The organism is Chromobacterium sp. S0633, assembly GCF_024158805.1.
In the GTDB taxonomy this organism is placed as follows: Bacteria; Pseudomonadota; Gammaproteobacteria; order Burkholderiales; family Chromobacteriaceae; genus Chromobacterium.
This window is the reverse complement of sequence record NZ_JAMZGH010000005.1, coordinates 163,410-182,207: the sequence shown is the minus strand read 5'-3', so window position 1 is coordinate 182,207 and position 18,798 is coordinate 163,410. Positions and strand designations below refer to the sequence as shown.

Here is an 18,798-nt window from a genome sequence, read left to right as displayed (position 1 = left end):
GATGCCTGTCCTTAGTTTTGAATTTCGCTATTGCAATAGCCTAATTTATAATTAACCATCTTTGACAACAACTGGGAAAAGTTAATTATTTATCGTGATTCACTCTAGCAATGCCGTTCAGTTCGCGCTTGAAAGCACACTCTCGAAAATATTAATTATTGCACGTTGATTATTATCAAATTGCCCATAAACTGAATTTTCCAGCATGCTTAACAAAACATTATCATCAAATGGAACAATAACGCTCCTTCCCTTGCAGTTTCGTCTATGGTCGGCAACACACCCAAGGAGCTCATGTGAGAGGGGTTTTCTGGTCACCAAGAAGCCTACGGAAGCAAGGGCTGAAGGAGAGAGATACCTCTCAAGTTGGTGTATATGATCACCCTCATTTACTTTACAGTTCTTTGCTTCAACTATAATATTATTGGCTGTGAGACCTGCATAGAAAAAGTGGCTTTGCAATAAACAACCTTGCCTCAAACGGAGTACAATATCTCGCCTTACTCTTCCATTATAAGATCTTGATTGATTGTCAACTGAAGACAGGCAGGTATTTAAGGAAAAAACGAGTATCTCACTAACCAAATTTTCGTACGCAGCTCCATCACCAGTTGCTAGATTAACAAGCCGGCTTTTCAATATATTGGCAACACCCGATCTAACGTAATAACCAAGCGGCTCCTCCTCCATTAGAAGTTGAGGATAGCCTCTCCATGCATCAAGTACGTTGCAGGCATAGATGCGAAAATCAGGCGAAATATCATATACATAATCTCCAATATAGTAAAGCTCTAGCCTTCTAATATTTGAGAATTCTGAAACTTCATTTATCAGCGATTGTTTTGCCGAAAAATAATCACTGGACAAGCAAAATTTAATCACAGACCTAAAACCATCATCATGGTCCACATAAAGCGAGCCATTTCCCCAACTAAGCTCAGAGAACGACGCTTCCTGGTCATAAATAAATTGAAAAAATTCATTCAGAATATCATTATTTGCCATATGATCACCTTTTTTACTTCCACTGAATCGCCCCTCCCTTCCTAGATACCTCAAGAGCCACACAGCTTTGTCCCAAGGGCCGAGGTAGTTCAGCTTTCTTATCTCACTGTCTGACAGGACTGGAACAGGCTAGGGATTGGCTCCCATACAACCTTCACGCCGTATGTGGGCTCAATTTGAGTTGCATATCTGCTCATAAGCCTCGTCCCTTGCCCCTCCGAGATGGGCGTGAAGGCTGAGAGCCAGAAGGTGCTCCGCTGTACCCCTCTTCAAGAAGCTTTAGATCGTCTTGAAACTGCATGTCAACGTATTGTTTCTTGCGGACAAGCCACCCCCGCTCGTCTCTTGGTTTACCAGTATCCCCCCTGAAAGACAGCCAGTTAAAGCTAGTCGTCACTGCAAAGGAGTCATCACAGACCAACGATTTCCGATGGGTATTACCTACGTAGACAAAACGGAAATTTTTGTATTTATGTACCAAGCCTTCAAGGTCGTTCTTAGCTTGCAGGGTGATGGGAAGCTTATTCTGGGCTCCGTTGTTCTTTTGTGCATCGCCAGCATCAATGCCATAGCCGATGTATACCTGTACTCCCCGCTTCAAGGCGTCTCCCAAACAGGTAATGAACTCCCAGTTGACTACCTGGTGACGAATCCAAGGGGAAATGATTAGGAGCCTTTGCTTTGCGTTCAGCAGGGCATCCTTGAGCAGCCCCGGATGTTCATGGCAAAGAACGGACTGCATCGTATCTACCATAACCTCCTGAGGCCTCTCAGGCGACGAAGACTCCGCTTGGAGTTCGACTGTATCAAGGAGAAGCCGAGGTGCAGACAGCGTTTGTGAGGGCTGCAAGCTCTCATCCGGCATGCTTGGGGCAGACTCAGCCAACACCTGGGCGCCAATCAACCCAGGGCCTCCGAATGCCCGGAAATAGTTCTCGTGCTCGAGGCTTGGGCCGTCCTCCCGCCAGAAAGCGACTTCAATTTCGTCACGTTTTGACAGACTGCGATAGAACAGGGTGACGCATTTCAAGTAGCGTAACTCGCGACGCTCAATGCGGCGTATCGCAAGCAGCTCACCCTTGTCTTCTTCTCGCGCCTGCATGCGCTGTAGCATTCTATCGAAATCATCTATGGGGATGTCATCCACGTCAGGCCGCTTACTGTTACAGTGGGGTACCTCAAAGTACCCGTAATCCTTCATCTCGCGAGGCTTGTTCAATTGCTCTGGTGCGATGAACAGGAGTTTCTTGGCCAGCGCATCAAAGCAAACACGGACCATTCGCTCTTGAGGTCGAACGGATGATGCCTCTGCCAGGGCCAATCTGCCCTTGGCTGACAAAGTAACCTTTGCAGAATCGTCAACTGAGGCGCGAGAGTAGTTGATGAGCTCGTTCGTGTTGAGACCGGCGAGGACTGGAGTGATGACAGATGACTGTAACCCCAGAAAAGCAACAATGTCCTGCGGTTCTGAAAGGCCAGCCCTCACCGCGCGCAGGACAGCCTCATCAATCGGGCCGAGCGGCTTTCGCTCCAGGACCAGGATTCGAAGGGTCAGGACATAAACCGGAAGACCCGCTTCCTTGAAAGTCGACAGCTCATAGCCTGGCCGAGCATGCGCAGCTTCCATGAGAGTGTTCTCCAGCGTCATTACGACAACTCCTCCAGCATGCATGTATCCGGGTTCCGGCGGATGTAATCAAGCACATCCTTCAAAGGGTTCACGACATCAGGTACGGTCTGGCAGTAAAGATGGTCACCCACAATGGCCAACAACTCTTTCCCACGGGACAGCGCCACATTGATGCGTTCCATTTCACGAAGAAAACCCAAACCTCTGGCCTCAGAACGGGTAACCGAGAACAGCACAATGTCTGCCTCGCGTCCTTGGAATGCATCCACCACGTTCACAAATATCTCGGAGTAGCTCGACCAAATATGGCGCTTGGTTTCAACAGCGGTTTGTAATCGCTGACGCTGCTCCCCATAGCCGGTCAGGACAGCAACGCTGACTTGCTTGTCTTTTCCCTTGCCGTTCTGGATGCGAAAGTCCATGCGGCCCAGCAGGGTGATAATGAACTCGACTTCCAAATCGTTGTAATGTGAAGAGCCAACTTTCCTTGATGTATGATGCGGCTTCAGGCTGGTTGAGTACCAGGTGACCGGGAGGGGGAGGGCCCCTTTCAAGTACGAGGCAGGCGGTCTCTCCACACTACGAAGCTCACTGCAATAGAAGCACTCTGACACGAGATTGCCGATGGCAGGCAGCATCCTATGTTGCGTTGTAAGCGTCTTACGCAACTCTGCGGGCAGACTCTCACTGAGATAGTTGAACAGGGTCGACTTCTGGTCCTCAGCCCGCAATCTGAAGCGATCAAGCAACCCTGAAGTTCGCAGCTCAGGATCCTGAAATGGTGAAAGCTGCTTGCTGTCGCCCACCAACACAGTACGCCTTGCCCTAGACATAGGCACCAGGACCTCGGTTGGTGTAGCAATCGAGGCTTCATCCACGATACACAGGTCGTAGACGATCTCACTCCTGCCGGGAACGCTCATCACGCCCAAGCAAGTACCGGCAACGATCTGGGCGGAAGCTATCACCGCAGCCTTGAACTCGCGGCTTCGGCCAAACCGAGTTTCCCAATCCGCGTGAGCCAGAAGCATTTCTTTCAGTTGCCCTCCCTCTGGCGTTCCGACGGCAAATGCCTCAGCCCATCCCCTCAAGTCTGCCGCAGAACACTCTGAGAACTCCTTGAACTCCTCTTTCGTTTCGACGTGTTCCTCCAGGTCCTGGAGGGACTCCTTCAAAGCTTTGACCAGCTCCTCCCGCTCTTTGCTCAGCCCTTGGTATTGGTCATCCAACTCCGCTCGAGCTTCCGAGTCCAGCGTCTTGCGGTAGTCATCCGAAACCTTGGGCGCAAGCTCTTGTAACTCGCCTTGCACACTTTCAAGGCGGTCTTTCAGGCCAGCATGTCGCTCAAGGGCCATGGCCCTTCGAGTTTCCTTGAGGCTGAGCCCGTGATCCTGAGCCCATTGCTCTATAAAGGCACGGCCCGACGCTAGCGCGGTTTTGCGCAGTTCAGGCAACTTGGCGTCTAAGAGCAGCTTTCTGGTACTGTCAGCAATCCGGTCATCGGATTCATGACCAATACGAACAGCGCTGACTCGCCCCCCTGAACGGTGCACGATACGTTCGAGTGAATTATCCAGCGCAACGTGGGTCTGGGATGTCAGCAGTACTCGTGCATTCGGATTAGCGAGCAGGGTCTGGAGTACAAGCTCCGTGATGAATGTGGTCTTGCCCGTTCCTGGAGGGCCCTCCACTACCATCAAATCCGGACCTGCCAGAGCGGTCAACACCGCCTGCTTCTTATCCTCGTCGATTTCCTTCTGAAAGAATTCGATTTCCACCGCCGGCGGAACTTGCACTTCTGCTGGATTGACGATGAGTTTTCCCAGCTCGGGATTGACGGACCGGCCGTATCGGACTGTTTCAACAGCAAACTTCTGCTTGTCTAGGGCAACGTCCGACTTCGTGGTGTCGGTCTCGACAAATCCGTGTTCAGGGACGAACGACAATTCAAGCTTATTCCGCTCTCCTGGACGAATTACGATACCGGCGTCAGAGGCGGATGTGACCGTACCTGTGAAATTGCCCAAAGCACCAGCGCCGATTATGACATCCTGATGCAACAGGGAGGCTGCACCCGACTCCGGCTTTGGGATGAGTCGTAGGAACTCACCGGACACCTCACGGAAAAGGTACTGGATGCGTACCTTGCGCTTCTTTTCCAGTTCAGTCTTGGCACTCAACAGGTTCAGCCATGTTCTGTAAAGCGCCTGTTCTTTTTCCTCAAGGCGTCTTTGCTTCTGGTCACCAGCAAAGATCAACAGCCGCTCGTGCATTGCCTCAATGGTCTCAAGGGACGCTTGGCTACCTGCACCCGAAAATGCAAACCTGACCTGCAAGTCGCAGGCGTTAGTGCGCTTGCGCTCCAAATCTGATGGTGCGAACTCCAGCGCATCTACGATACGCAGCTTGCTTTCCGTCTCGTCAGGGACCACGGTGTAGCCGTACTTCGCCCCAAAGACCCGCATGCTACGTCCTGGACGTTCAGCCGTGGAGGGAATTTCTTCCCCCTTGGATTCAGTGAGATCACGCTCTAGGAAGCGCTCTGCCAGGTTACCTCGAAGCCCCATATCGGACTCCACAATGCTCCTCACCCGAGAGGTAACGACGATGAGCACAATTGGCAGAGGCTCTGTAATCGCAGGGGCGGCGCGCCCCAACTCTGCCTGGAGCATTACCGCGTTCTGTGGCCGAGCACCAGGAATATTCAAGGACAGGCAACCACGCAGCACTCGCCTCACCGGTTCATCGATGGGGCCCCTTTCCAAGGCTGCCAGTATGTCCTCATGCGTAGTGACGGTTTCCCCACTGAGAAGTACAGCGCTCAGGGCAGCGAACCCGAAGACGTCTCGGCTATAGCTGTAGCTCCCGTCGTCTAGCTCCGGCGGTGCATACGGTGCTGACGCGAACTGAGCCAGAGTTACCCCTGGAGCCAGGAAATTTCGTATCTTCGAGATGCCAAAGTCGCAGAGTTTGACCTGGCCCTCTGTGCTGACCAGCACGTTAGTCGGCTTAATGTCACGATGGGCCGTCGAATGCGAGTGTGCGTAGACCAATGCCTCCAGGATGCCTCGGCCAATGGACTGAAAGTAATCAGCCCAGTTGGCAAATTTGTTCGACTCACAATAGCTTTTCAGATCCTGCGCCACCCACTCCATGACAATGTAGTGAGCATCGTTATCTTCATCTCTACCTGACCCCAGAATCCGCACTATGTTGGGATGCTTCAGATCAGACAAGGCTTGCACTTCACGACGGAAAGACTCTTCAATGACCTCATCTGTACAACCACCTGACCGAAACACCTTGAGAGCGACCATACTGCCCGTATCGGTATCCATCGCTTGATACACAGAGGCAAGGCCACCGCTCCGAGGAGCTCCCCGGGTCACATATCGACCATTGGCGAAGAAGAGTTTTTTAGTCTCCTTACGGGTGGTGGTTTGCTCCGTCAGTGCAGAGTCATCACTCATACTTGCTCATCTCCCTAGATCACCGCGTAATTTTTTCTTTCTCACTTAGCAGTCTGTGCTGCAACTGAGACCACTAGCTTGAGCCAATATGCCATATGTGTTATATGTCAAAACCGTATTTTGTATTAGTTTTAGCCAAGAATACATGCAAATGACCTAATGACCGAAGAGTAGTCTGGATAAAGGGGCTGGTCTGTCCCATTCACCGAGGACACTAGCTTATGGGAGCTCAACTGTCCCGGCTCGTGCGGGCAGAGCAACCGGAAGATACGGTACGGTAGCCCTACCCTGAAATGCCTGGCAGAAGACTACTGCCATGAAACGGCATGGGCACTCAACGGTGGTGACTCCGCTTCAATTTTCGGTATCCAGGGGCATCTCCCAGTATCACCCGCACGATTGAGCGATTCGCGTCCAAAAGATGGCCTTGTCCAACGTGATAGCCATACAGTTGATGTAACGCCCTTGCTATCGCGCATGAACGTGAGTAGCCACCTTCGCAATGAATAATCAGGGTCGAAACCTCCTCGGGCAGCGCTTCGACAAAGGTGCAGACTGCGTCTCTTTGCTCTTCCGTAAAAGCATGTGCGAGCTTTTTCCGGGCTTTATCGGACAGGACGGGGTTGAGGAAATCGACATCAGCGAAGCTCATGCGCAGCACGTGGCGAAAGTCACCGATATTGGCCGGTGGCCGTTCGGGAGCGGTGATGGAGATGAGCGCAATCGATGGCAGCTCCGGCAGCCTTTCCGCATCAGCCCTCGATAGCGTAAACACTTGCCGCCCACCGTCAGTTGGAGGCGTGCACAGTCTGCTGAAAATGTTCTTCAATCGCTGTGCCATTCCGTCGCCCTCAATTGCCGGCCCCAAAAACACCGCGGCCGACCGGACCATGCAAGCAGGGCAGCCCTAAGAGGGCGGCAAAGTTGCTTGCCTCCATGACACGAACCCAGATCGTAAGGCATAAGCATCTGCCAAGGCATGATGCGGGGGCAGGTCTGCACTATAAGTGGCAGCCAATGCGCGCTGGAAAACCTCCGTGCCCATCACCTCGGGGGTCAGTAGCCATTTCTCGCCCAGGTTGGTCGGAAATGGCAGACCTGCCTCACCTTGCAGGGCATCAGCGAGCAGATCCCAGTCAGCCGCGTAATCGAACACCAATGTAACTTGCTGATCGAAGGCGGCAAACCATCCGTGCAGCCTAGTTGTCAGCTCCTGGGCGGAGCAGCTGGCATTCTCCATGCGACCTAACAGAGGAAGGACGTAGGCGCGAACGAAGTCACTGCAATCTTCACGACGATAGTCATTCCGTTCGGCATAGAACTCTCGACCATCCTCAGCCACTAGGCCGATCGAAACCAGTTCTATCTGGATGAAGTCCGTGAACTCCGTATCAACAAAGACGAGCATGTGGCCCACCCCCTATCAGGTAGCGGCACTTGGGAGACACCTATATATAAGTAGCTGATCGCCCCGATCAGCAGCCTGCTCCCTGGGTATCTGCACGGTAATGCCTCATCGGGGCACTACGGTTACCGTCTCGTACGATCCAGTACCTCATCCCTGACACCACGCATGGCGCCAATCAACGGGGCAAAATACAAACGTGGCCCTTCTTTTGCCGCCAGCCAAAATTCCTGCACAAATCTGCGCATGATTGTGCTCCTTTCATTATGGTTTGAGCGTCAGCCGCTCACCTTGCTTGGTCAGCACCGACCAACGTTTGCCTTTGCTAATGCGATCAACGTGCTTCTGCAAGTCACGTCCCCATTCGTAACCTGCAGCCAATCCCAGATCACGTACTAGCCGTACAACTTTTACCCGAGGGCAGTGTGAAAGCAGCGCATCTAAAACGGGTATCCGTAGGGTTCGCAGAGACACTGCCAAATTGTTAGCCTCTTCTAATGATTGGCCCTTTCCGACATCCGATACCAGTTCAAGCAGCCCTCTTTCGACACTTGAAACAAGCACACCAGAATGACCAACCGGCAGGGGAGTCAGCCATGACTCGTATGCCAGTCCCTCATCAAATAGCAGTGTGGTCTGGTAAGAGTAGAGCATGACGCCGCTGACCCACTCAGGAAACTTATAGGGTGTTCGCCCCCAGAGTACTACTCGCTCCCTGAAGGCGATGTTGTGCCTTACCCCCCGCCATGCCAGAGCAGTCTTGCCCCCAACATGCAAACCTTGGATCTTTCGACTGAGGAAAGCAATCGCACCGTCGCGGGTAGGCTTGTCACCGACCAGCATGTACGCCCCTGGCGACAGGCGGTACATCCACCCCAGCTTCACCAGGTAGGACGCCATCGCCATGCTGACTCCCAGCTCTACTAGCTGCTTGGTATCCATCGGCTGCCCCTTAGGCGCCATTTGCATCAAGCGTTGCACGATATGCCGAGTCATCATCGGTCCAGCTGCATAGGTTATTCGTACATTCCCATCGTATGCTTTGAATTTCACAACTCAAAACACGCAATATTAGTGGAATGACTTAGCCAGCCAATTACTTCCTGCCACTCAAAGCATAGACAGGGCGGATTGCCATCCCCCCGAAGGACCGGACGTGTAACTCCTTCAGCCTTCCTGACCATAGCGTTTCCGTCCACCTTCCAACAGCGACTCGAGGGTCCTTGGCGGCGCCTTTTTACGCTTCTCCCCAGACGGTTTGCGCCCACTTCCTTTGGCCCCCTTCACAGTGCCACCGGCAGCAACGTACGAGCGCTTCTCTGCAGGAGAAAGCGAGGCAGCAGTAGCTTGATCTGTGACCTTCTCGAAGTGTCGTGCTTCCTGCTCCTCCATCCTGATCTGGGTTTCCTCTGCATCCATTTCAAATGGAAAAATAAGGTCTTTGCGTGAACTGGGACGCCCCAATTGGATGCTGATCAGCTCTTCGACATCCACACGGTGTTCGCAATACTCCCCTGAACAATAGGCCCATTCGATATCTTGCATAGTTGCAGCGTACCGGCCCTGCAGACGAGCATGCCCATAAGCAATCCGGAAAAGATCGAGCAACTTCCGTCGTAAACCGAAGGTATAGCAATGAAGTGGCTCCGCGTCATTTTCTGGATTAAAAGCCAGCGAACCACCGGAAATCACAATGCATTCCTCCAAGTACGCTTTCCATGCCTGAAAATCTTCAGGAATAGCAAGCATCTCTGGCAATAAAGGCACATGCCGTGAAAGTAGGCGATCTCGATCTTGCTGTCCCCTATTTTTCAAACGATGCACCATGTCATAGTTGGATGCAAAAACCAGAGGTGGACCAAGGTATGTCATCTCCAGCAATGTCTTAGTCACTGCAGTATTAGCCGCCGTGCTTTGAGTAAGAAACTGGAGTTCATCAAGAATCACGGCTGCGATGCCATCTCGACTTGCCAATCTCTGAGCCAAAGCAAGTGCCTTCGTGACCGATTTCACTGTTTCCGACTGCGGCTCGTTTATACTCCCCTCTTTCAGGGTTAATGCCAAACAGCTTTCAATAAATGCCTGTAAAATTTGAGCATCACGACAACCTCGATAGACTTTGTAATAAAAAAAAGTCCGCATTGGAAGCCTGTGCCCACCGCCGGCATCAATCTGGTCAGTCTCATCAAACAAGCGACTCATGGCTTTCAGCAGAGTGCTTTTCCCTACACCCGCCGGACCAGTAAGGCATATTGCAGGCAACGGATCGACTACCGGGTTGTAAAGTCGGCTCTTAAATACCTTTTGATCTGAATATGCCTGCCCAGAATAAGCACTCGCCTCGGCAATAATTCGCCTGATTACTTTTAAAGTCCTCGGCGTGAGAATAAAAATTTCGCGCAGCGTATTCCACAACAGGTTTGCGGCCTCGTATGCGGGATACGCATCCAGGTTTAGCAGCGGCGACGGAGTGAATCGAGTACGAGCCTCAACCACCCCGTCACTGAGCTCCATAAACCTTGTTGCCCATGGAGTCATTACCATACGGACCTACCTATGCATCGTAGCTTTTTTAGTTACACCAGCAGCCGCCTTGCGACTACGAGACCGATTTTTCTTGCCAGCACGCCAGCGGCCAGCAGTCGGCTCCTTACCGGTGGCAATCACACACGCTTTTCTGTAGCTCATAGTGACGGCCACATTAAAATCCTCCTGCTTGGCCTTTCCCTGATTAAGCGAGGCCTGCTCGGCTTTAAACTCATCCAAGCTGACATATAATTGCCGCTCATCATCACGGATTGGCAACAATGCCTGAACCTCGACTAACCGGTTATCAACCTCTAGCCAGGCATATTTTACACAGAGATTCATGGCATAGCCACTTACCTTCAGGGTCTGGCCTTTGGGTATCCGTCCCCGAAAACCTAGCTCACATAATTCAGCAGAGTCAAACCGGCGATGCCCCAGCTTGATACAGTTTCGGGTAACCGTAAATTGAACAGGGGTAAGGAATGTCCGGATCGCCTTTTCAAGACTAATTTCGTAGCCACTTGTTCTGGCTCGCCGATCTAAGTAGGCCCATATTGCCGTCGGATTAGGAGCAACCCCAGACCTTATCATATCGGGTGTCATACGCTCGCTCGCATCACCACTCCAATTAGCCTTGATGGCGCGGAGCACCTCGCGCTTAGCAGCCTCTACCGGAGTGAAGGCACTCTGGTAGGTCATAGGAGCACCTTCCATTTGGGTCATTCGGGGATGCGAGGACTCAACGGTAGCTTTACTTTTCGGCTGAAATGATCCAACCATCTCAATAAATGGGATCAGGTCTTTACTCGCTACCAGATTTACACTTGCCCCAGGGCCCCGATCGACAATCACGTGTGCAGGCAAGCCGCGGCAGGGCCACTCCTCATCGCTAATCTCCACGCCCAATAGTCTGCCAAAGTATGACTTTGATACAGCAGCACAAAAAAGTGCCATTTGATACGCAGAAAGGTTTTCCGCTCCCGTTGCGAACCCAATTCCTAATCGGCAGTTAGTCGCCTGATCAATAAACGTCACTCTACAGAAGCTGTCGCCAAATGGTTGCCCATCGAAATCTACGAGCTGCTCATCCAGATAATCGCCATCCGCCTCTGCCTTTTCCAGAATATTGGCGACACCCTCGCTAAAACGCCCGGCATCTGGCGTCATATTGTTACGCACGCGTGCAGTGCCATATCGCGTTTCTCGCAACATATCCGGCTTAAATAATTTTCGAACACGATAGCGAAACTGATTAAAGGTCGGGTAAGGCTTACCACCTGGCGAAATAATTCGCCTGCCTTCCCCTTTACCTTTTACCGTACACCCAAACTCAGTTTCCAAAGTGTTGCTGTAAACGGTCACCTCCGTCACACCATGGCCAGCGTGCCTGACATAGCCATTCTCAATTTTCTTCTCTACGTCTTTGTCAATCTTACACTTTCCGCGACAAACCGCACGAGCGGGGCGGCCTGCCGAATAGTTCTTGCCAGAGCGCGGAGTCCGATCATACTGCCCTATCCGGCAATAGCTTGGATAAAGAGCCGCAGAATCTCTACCAAATACCAAATAGCATGAAAGCCAAAAACGGACCCGCGTAGCATTTTGATCAGGGGCATTATCCTTCACCCAGTCAGCAATGAACTTAGCAGGGTCAGAAGATGAAAAGATCTCTTTTTCCCTGGCAACCAAGGGCTGAATAATGCACTCTCTAGCCTCAGCACACTCATAGTTAGAGCGCTTCGCTCCCGTTCTTTCGGCCTCGAACGTTTGAATATTCAAACCCTTAATGCGCTCAAGCCAGACCGGAACCTTCTCTTCCGACATCGATATCTGGCCATCAAGCAATCCTTGCTCAAATTCTTCACGTTGAAAAAAATGAAAATCAGCTCGGCGAGTATTTTTCGCAAAAACAAGCTCAACGCAGATAACCCGATCAGCCGATGAAGAGTTACTCAGCAGGTATAGCGTCTGATTGCTGGAAATCGAACCGAAACCATTTGGAAATTTAAACTGAGTACCAACGTTCATTTTCCGCTCCTCGAGAAAAATTGCGAGTACTTGACATACCACTCTTCCTTAGCCGATTGCATAGGCGCATCGAACAAGACAGCGCGGAACAAATTAACCTGCAGCTGGCGGTACCAGACAGCCTGATAAAAAACGGTCAGACAGTCTTGCCGCGAGCAGTCGAATCGGTGCATGAGTTCTTCAAGTAGATCGAGGGGGGTGTATTTGGTATCGATGATCCTGCGGTAGTACCTAATCATCTCGTTCTGAGAGACCAGAGTCAGCCTAGTTGGTCGAGACAGCCATGCCATACACATTCTGAGATTGGCAACGAATACCTTATCGAAGGTGATGCCCGTGATCCGGCGCGTCGGAATCCCTGCCTGTGCATAGCACTCAGTTTCAATACGTAACCGGGCCTCCGCCTTTTGTTGGCTTACCAAGCTTTGCCTTCGAAGTGGTCTCCGATTCTGCCTTTCAAGGAAGCCAGACTCATCCAACTTGATCGTCCAGTTCACCCCATACAAACCCTCTTGGTCGCGAAGAATGAGCAGAATGTCCCCGACCAACGGCAGCGGCACGTGGGATAACTCATCGCCATCGTCATCTAGTAGTGATGGGTGGAATGCAAGCAAGCCGCATTGTTCAGCAACGGCCAAAGTTCCTGGCAGCCCTGGCAGGCGATGACCGCGCATTTCGGGATATAGCGCGATCGGATTGATATCCAGCAATGGAGGTAGGCAGCGTTGCTCCAGAATATCCCTGATCCGAGGATGTGCTGCCGCCACAGTAACAGCCGCAGTTTCCGACGCACTCAAGGTATGGATCGCTCGGTCGTATCGTGGAACAAAGATACGAGCACACCGCCCTAGTGACGGCGCCTCGCCCTTGACCGCCTGAATGGCCGGTTGATACTCAGCCCCGATGCGTGGCACCCCTTGGCGTGCTTTGTAGCGGTCGACCAAGGACTTCATACGTTTATTCACCATGATTTTCCCTTCCACAGGCAAAACTGATCCCGACCACCGCTCGTGCTGAGCCGGTGGATTCCGGTATTTGCTGTAACGATGGGGAAAGCGGGCCGACAACGGACCTTGACAACGGCCACGCTGTGGTTGAGGATGAAAGCAGATCTCCCTCGAAAGTGATCTACTGCACCCCAAAGGACCGTCTGCTCCTGCAAGAGCTACGGTCCTTGTGCTTTTCCCCTACTGGACTACTCCTCAGCCATCGGGGCCTCCTTTTCTTCTGTCGATTCCTGCGTTATCCGTTTGATCAGACCATCGCTCACACTGGGATCCTTCAGGCCTAGGGCCACAGCAATCCTGTGAGCCTCCCCCCTTGCACCTCGTACCCGTCCCCGCAAAACGCTATAGACCAGGTCCGTCTTGAAGCCATTCTGCTTCGCCCAGTCTGCGATGGTCAGACCGCGTGCGAGGAAGGCCAAGCGTACCTCCTCAGCGGTGTAGATCTGCATGACTGCGTTTTTCCTCCATTTATCACCAGTTCTCTCCAGTTCACACCAAAAGAGCTGATCTCGCTCCTGCTCGATCCAGCTTCACTATGGTCTACACTGCAGTCACTAGCAAGAAATATTTAAAAATACCCTAGTATTGATAATCAAATACTTACATGTAGACATACGCCGTGAGTATCGAAAACCATGCTTAACAACGTACTGGACCTCGAAACCCCACAGCACCGGCTTCCTGGCTGGTTGCCTGATGAGAGCCTTTTCAGCTGGGCTAGTCGGTTTCACTGGCTCTCGGGGCATGTACAAAGTGCAAGAACAAGCCGAATGCTGTTTGGCCATGCACGGTCTGGAACAGCTCATGATCTGCCCGGAGGGCTTGGCCATCTCGTCGAAGGCTCAGGAGGAGAATTGGGAGGGGTTGAGACGATCCTGCAATGGCACACCATCGCCCCTGTGCTGCTAGCTTTTCAGCCGCTAGAAAAGATTGAGCACGTCATCGACCAGTTGCGTACCTCAAGTCCGGGCATGCTGAAATTTCAACTCGGGCTCGTCACAGCACAATTCAGGGCAAACTTTCCACTGAAGGCGTGCCCTGAGTGCATGGCCCGCGATTACGTTGAGCATCAGATCGCCTATTGGCATCGCGTTCATCAACTCCCTGGCGTCTGGATCTGCCCCTTGCATGGTGCTGCGCTGCTCGAGGCGCAATGCAAGGCTAATGGTGTAGGGCGGTTTGAATGGGTTCTGCCTGCAGCTGCGGAATTAAGCGCCCCACAGAGCGCCGATGGCCGATCTGTCATGGCCACGGAGAACACTGTCTTGACTCAACTGGCCAGCTTTGCCGTGGTCCTTGCGGAAAAGTCACTGCGCCAGCCACTAGTAGCAAACGCCGTTGTGCATAGTCATACAAAGGCATTGACCGAGGCGGGCTATGCAACACTGACCGGTAAACCCCGTATCAGCTTGGCGGTACCGAGCTATCTGGAACATTGCACCAAACTACGCGAAATCCCGGAGCTCGCTTCCCTACCTGCCACCCCGTTGGAGGCAGAGAACCACCTTCGTCGGCTGCTTTCCATCCCACGTTTCGTACGCCACCCGCTGCACCAGATGGTCATGATCAGTTGGCTTTATCCCACCCCTGATGCGTTCCTGGCCGCGTACAACGCTGAGCAGGTGTCGACACCAGGCAGCCCAGGATTGAAGCAGCATAAAGCGCTGAAAAGCACAGCCGTCACATCAACTGTGATGGATTGCTATGCCAGGGGAGAAATCTCGGCTCGTAAAGCTTCGGCCTTGGCAGGTGTAGATATCAAAACCTTCATGGCGCATGCAGCAAGCCATGGCCTGACGAGTACTCGTCGCCCCAAGAAACTTAAGCCTGATCTCTACCTGCGACTGGTCCAAGATCTCGAATCAGGAACGGACAAGACCGTTGCAGCCGACAAGTATGGGATTTCCCCACACACAGTCACTACCATTTTACGAACGGTTCCAGGCTTACAGTCTCTCTGGCACACAAAGCGGCAACAGGCTGCAAAAACACAGGCGAGGCAAAGCTGGCAGAAAGCTCGGCAAGAGGCTCCAGAGCTCAATAACAAAGCACTTCGCCTATTACTACCAGCCGTCTATGCCTGGTTGTACCGCAACGATCGAGAGTGGCTCCAGATCCACGCCGGTCCAAGTTTTCCTGACACCCCAAAGGTCAGGGTCCGCTGGGACCAACGTGACATCGAACTTGCGCATCTCGTGGAACAAGCTGCATTGGAAATTGCTCAGGCTGAACCACACAAGCGCATCACCCTCCAGGCGCTGTATAAAAAACTGCCACTTTTACGCATGCGGCTTGGCGCCCTTGCGCGTCTGCCGCTCACCTTGCAAATAATCAAACGAATCACAAAGAAGCAGCCCCAACCCTCGACGACCCTCTTTCCAGAAAAGTAGCCCACACCTGGCACTTGCCTTAATGCATTTATGTGATTTATATGCATAATGAAGGCATGACCGCAAGTACCCCAAAACAACTCGCTCTTGCCCTTGCACCTCAGTTCAAGTCGGCCGGATTGACACAAGCTGAAATAGCCAATGCGATTGGAGTAAGTCAGTCACAGGTTAGCCGGGTGCTGTCTGGCCACATCAAGCGTCGTACCAAGTTGCTTGAAAAATTATGCATTTATGCAAATAAGCAGATGCCACACATCGAAAGACCGGATGTGCGGACAAACAGTGAGCTGATGTCGGCTTTAGCTGAGGTATGGGATGGAACCGAAGAGCATGCGCAGGCATTGGCGCAGGTAATACGTAGCCTGGCGCAACTTCACCCAGTGACAACAAAGTTGCCGTAGCAAGGAGGATACCCATGGTCATGGTTGTCGAACCACTGCCTGATGAGCTTGGGAAGGCTCATGCAGGTCGGATTGCCTACCTCAACGCTCTACCTAGATTGGAAAAGCTTCTACACCACACCTTGGGTCCCGCGAAGGACCACCTGAAGCGAGATGAATTCCGGCAACAGTTTCACTATCTCGCCACGCAATTAGCCATGAAGCCAGAGCAGTATCTGGCACAGCATTCCATGCTCCCCTTTCTTTATGCCTACGTGGGACGGAGGAACACGGGGCAGACCTATATTCCCCTTATCCGCCAATGGCTCAAGCAAGCAGATAGCCCCATTCTGCAATACGTCCGCTCTTGTCCTCATTGCATTGAGAAACAAGAAGCAGACATAGCTAAGCTGGTGGGTACGGAGGCACCAGATTCCTGGCCTCGACGTTTGCCCGCAACACAAGGTTCCACTCATCCAAGTTCAACGCCAAAATACCTTCTTGTACACCCCCGGCGTTTACCTAGCTAACTCACTTTGCTCTACGGAGTCGGCCCCTTCCTGGAATCATCCGACAGTAGCCCGCTACCACGAGTTTGCATTGTGGTTCCTGTCCCAACCGGTACGGCTCCATCCAAAGGATCTCGAACGTTGTATCAAGGTACGATGTGACGAACTAGATATCGCTATCGCCATCAAGACCCCCATTCAACACTCCTCGCTGAGCCTGTACGTCAGATCGGCATTTCCCGTAGACTGGCTAACAAAGCACTATCCCGCACTTCTGAGCGAAAACTATCAAGGGCGTGAAGTGGGGATCGATGCAGCCTTCAGGGGGCAGGGTGCATCTGGACAAGTTATTGCAATGATTTTGGCTTCGTTATACGAAAACCCCACCCTTTTACTCGCAAAATTGGAAGAGAAACTCGAGCAGTCCCCACGTAGACGGAGCAGGAACTCTCAGTCGATGCCAAATACACCGATCCGATCACGCGAAGGATTCGTCCAGAGCTATATTCAAGCCCATGGCCAAGCAGATCGAATTGCGCCCCTGCTCAGCTGCCATATCGATGTCATCTATCGACGGCTTCAACGATACGGGTTACCCGCAATGGGACGCGCTCAACCTCACCATAGGACAAAAATCCTACAACGGTTAAAAGACGCGACTCTGGCTGAACTTCAGGTGTGGGGAAAGGCCATGCAGGCGCATTGGGAGCGGAATGGCAAGGGGCATGCTAGTCAAGACATCCTTGTCTTTGCCGCGCTGCTAGGGATCGGTTAAAAAGGCCTAATGGGAATATAGGCAGATCTTCGGCCAAAGTCGCCATTAACAAGGAATACCGCGGTCGTCCGGTGATATTCCTAAATCGGCCGTTGCGGCTCCCGATATTCCGCCTCTTCTGGCTATCGAGCACAACTGCAAAAGAGAATGTCGAGTACACTCTACTGCAGCGTGTAGTAATGCCCTGCCTTATTCAGCCGCTTCACTTCCTGCCAGCTTGATCCCATCCCAACGTATACCACATGTGCCCTTCAGCGAGTCAGATCAAGTGATCCATTCAACACCGGCATGGTCACCCCGTCTGAAGCAGGCACTGTTTAGGGATGCTGCCGCTTGCATCGGCTCACTCATCAGCTCCCAGCCAATGGCAGTTTGCATCGACTGCAGGCCGTTGGGTGCTACCGCGCAGAAGTAGACATTGCGTATCTGTCCGGCCGAGTGGCGATGAACGATACGTCGGCGAGGCAACATGGCGATTGCTGCGGGGCCGAGGTAGAAAAGATGCAACAACGTTTATGCGGCCTTCCCGCTATCCCCTTGGGGGCAGGCATAGCCGATGAATGCTATCAAGATGAAAACATTGTGCTCGAAGCGCTGCATAGGCCTGTATAGAGCCTAGCTGGAAGAACTGTTCAGCCATCTATGCGTCCTTGCTATGAGTGCTACCAGTCGATTTGTGCAGCCCCGTTAGCTATGACAATAGGGCATCACAGGAGGGCGATGCCATATTTCACGGGAGAGGGGGGGCTCCATCTTTCGGGATTATGATCCGGTCGGCATTACAATTTTGCTCTGCAGGTTGTTGTCCGTTTTGGAAGGGATACGGTACAGGCCCGTGATTCTTCAAGTTCCAATCCGTAACCTTCAGACCTCTCTCGTTAAGAAAGTTGCGAAGCTCGACGAAAAAACTGACCCAGAATGATTGTCCCTTGCAGAAAAGATTCTCCTCCTTTGGGTTTGCCCGTAACAGTAGATTCATTAGGGAGGTTGAATCTCGATCGACAGCCTTCGAGTAGAAGGTCCATGTTTGCCCATCGGAGCTGGCCATTAACCCGAATCCACGATTACCCGCCACAGGGTGCATGCCCCCGGCCTCCGATTCGACGGTAGAGAATATGAAATCTGATTGAGAAGCGCACGTCACCTGAACATCCCCGGCTTTCTCTATTATTGCCAAACGTCCCTTTCCGGGCCTCCCCGACCCAACGGCTCCAGCGGCTGGCCATGCCGAATCCAAATTAAAGCTCATCAGAGCTCCGGTCGGATCGTCTGAATCCCACTTGGAGAGATTGGTGACGCGGACGGGGTCATTCGACGCTGTGCTTGCCTCGTAAGGTCCAAAGCCGAAGATGTGGCTGGTGCCACGAGCAAATTTTTGGAAATTTAGTCGCATGGCTTTAAAAAACTGAGGGATCGTTACACCCATTGGCGCAGAGAAGCTGACGTACAGGAAGTCGATGTTGGCGTTGCCCTTACCGGAGGTCACTGGCTCGAATTTTTTCACTCCTTTCGCTGGAGCAGCGGTGGTCGGCGCCTGAATATCCAAGAAGTGCGCGGGGTCTCGATCCGAGAAATCAGCTAAGGGACTAAAGCACTTTGTTTCGCCTGCTAAGGCAGCGGTCCCTGCTACCAAAGAAAGTAAAGCCAATGTATACGGTGTCCATCTCATG

Annotated in this window: 15 protein-coding genes; 4 read left to right on the top strand and 11 right to left on the bottom strand. The window is 52.3% G+C overall.

Annotated features, from left to right (window positions below; all coding sequences use genetic code 11):
• Nucleotides 1-117: 117 nt before the first annotated feature.
• The 10 genes from NK214_RS05670 to NK214_RS05625 all read right to left on the bottom strand — a co-directional run bounded on the left by NK214_RS05670 (nucleotide 118) and on the right by NK214_RS05625 (nucleotide 13,523).
• Nucleotides 118-1,005, bottom strand: a complete 888-nt coding sequence (locus NK214_RS05670; RefSeq protein WP_253313930.1) for a hypothetical protein — start codon at nucleotides 1,003-1,005, stop codon at nucleotides 118-120.
• Between the two features lie 193 nt (nucleotides 1,006-1,198).
• A complete protein-coding gene (locus NK214_RS05665) occupies nucleotides 1,199-2,653 on the bottom strand; it encodes a phospholipase D-like domain-containing protein (RefSeq protein WP_253313929.1) in 1,455 nt (484 codons plus the stop codon).
• Nucleotides 2,653-6,105 (bottom strand): serine/threonine-protein kinase, encoded by a 3,453-nt coding sequence (locus NK214_RS05660; protein WP_253313928.1) that lies wholly within the window; start codon nucleotides 6,103-6,105, stop codon nucleotides 2,653-2,655. The genes NK214_RS05665 and NK214_RS05660 overlap by 1 nt, the downstream gene beginning before the upstream one ends.
• A gap of 334 nt (nucleotides 6,106-6,439) precedes the next feature.
• Nucleotides 6,440-6,946: a hypothetical protein gene (locus NK214_RS05655; RefSeq protein WP_253313927.1), complete on the bottom strand. Its 507-nt coding sequence runs from the start codon at nucleotides 6,944-6,946 to the stop codon at nucleotides 6,440-6,442.
• Nucleotides 6,947-7,012: 66 nt separating this feature from the next.
• The gene (locus NK214_RS05650) at nucleotides 7,013-7,513 is read right to left on the bottom strand and encodes a 3'-5' exoribonuclease (RefSeq protein ID WP_253313926.1); all 501 of its coding nucleotides are present in this window, start codon (nucleotides 7,511-7,513) and stop codon (nucleotides 7,013-7,015) included.
• 261 nt (nucleotides 7,514-7,774) lie between these two features.
• Nucleotides 7,775-8,479, bottom strand: coding sequence for a type IV toxin-antitoxin system AbiEi family antitoxin domain-containing protein (locus NK214_RS05645; protein WP_256477378.1), 705 nt, complete (start codon nucleotides 8,477-8,479; stop codon nucleotides 7,775-7,777).
• A gap of 198 nt (nucleotides 8,480-8,677) precedes the next feature.
• On the bottom strand, nucleotides 8,678-10,024 hold the full coding sequence (locus NK214_RS05640) for an ATP-binding protein (protein WP_253313924.1): 1,347 nt from the start codon (nucleotides 10,022-10,024) through the stop codon (nucleotides 8,678-8,680).
• A gap of 36 nt (nucleotides 10,025-10,060) precedes the next feature.
• Complete coding sequence (locus NK214_RS05635; RefSeq protein WP_253313923.1) at nucleotides 10,061-12,067, bottom strand: hypothetical protein; 2,007 nt, start codon at nucleotides 12,065-12,067, stop codon at nucleotides 10,061-10,063.
• Nucleotides 12,064-13,035, bottom strand: a complete 972-nt coding sequence (locus NK214_RS05630) for a hypothetical protein (RefSeq protein WP_253313922.1) — start codon at nucleotides 13,033-13,035, stop codon at nucleotides 12,064-12,066. The genes NK214_RS05635 and NK214_RS05630 overlap by 4 nt, the downstream gene beginning before the upstream one ends.
• Before the next feature lie 227 nt (nucleotides 13,036-13,262).
• Nucleotides 13,263-13,523, bottom strand: a complete 261-nt coding sequence (locus NK214_RS05625) for a DNA-binding protein (RefSeq protein ID WP_253313921.1) — start codon at nucleotides 13,521-13,523, stop codon at nucleotides 13,263-13,265.
• Nucleotides 13,524-13,709: 186 nt separating this feature from the next.
• Between NK214_RS05625 and NK214_RS05620 the strand changes: the two genes are divergently transcribed.
• From NK214_RS05620 to NK214_RS05605, 4 genes are all read left to right on the top strand, one after another.
• Nucleotides 13,710-15,464: a TnsD family Tn7-like transposition protein gene (locus NK214_RS05620; protein ID WP_253313920.1), complete on the top strand. Its 1,755-nt coding sequence runs from the start codon at nucleotides 13,710-13,712 to the stop codon at nucleotides 15,462-15,464.
• Nucleotides 15,465-15,505: 41 nt separating this feature from the next.
• Nucleotides 15,506-15,865 (top strand): helix-turn-helix transcriptional regulator, encoded by a 360-nt coding sequence (locus NK214_RS05615; RefSeq protein ID WP_253313919.1) that lies wholly within the window; start codon nucleotides 15,506-15,508, stop codon nucleotides 15,863-15,865.
• Between the two features lie 14 nt (nucleotides 15,866-15,879).
• The gene (locus tag NK214_RS05610; protein ID WP_253313918.1) at nucleotides 15,880-16,374 is read left to right on the top strand and encodes a TniQ family protein; all 495 of its coding nucleotides are present in this window, start codon (nucleotides 15,880-15,882) and stop codon (nucleotides 16,372-16,374) included.
• 70 nt (nucleotides 16,375-16,444) lie between these two features.
• On the top strand, nucleotides 16,445-17,128 hold the full coding sequence (locus NK214_RS05605; RefSeq protein ID WP_253313917.1) for a hypothetical protein: 684 nt from the start codon (nucleotides 16,445-16,447) through the stop codon (nucleotides 17,126-17,128).
• Between the two features lie 730 nt (nucleotides 17,129-17,858).
• On the opposite strand, the gene NK214_RS05600 is transcribed toward NK214_RS05605, so the two are convergent.
• On the bottom strand, nucleotides 17,859-18,797 hold the full coding sequence (locus NK214_RS05600; protein ID WP_253313916.1) for a hypothetical protein: 939 nt from the start codon (nucleotides 18,795-18,797) through the stop codon (nucleotides 17,859-17,861).
• Between the last annotated feature and the right edge of the window lies 1 nt (nucleotide 18,798).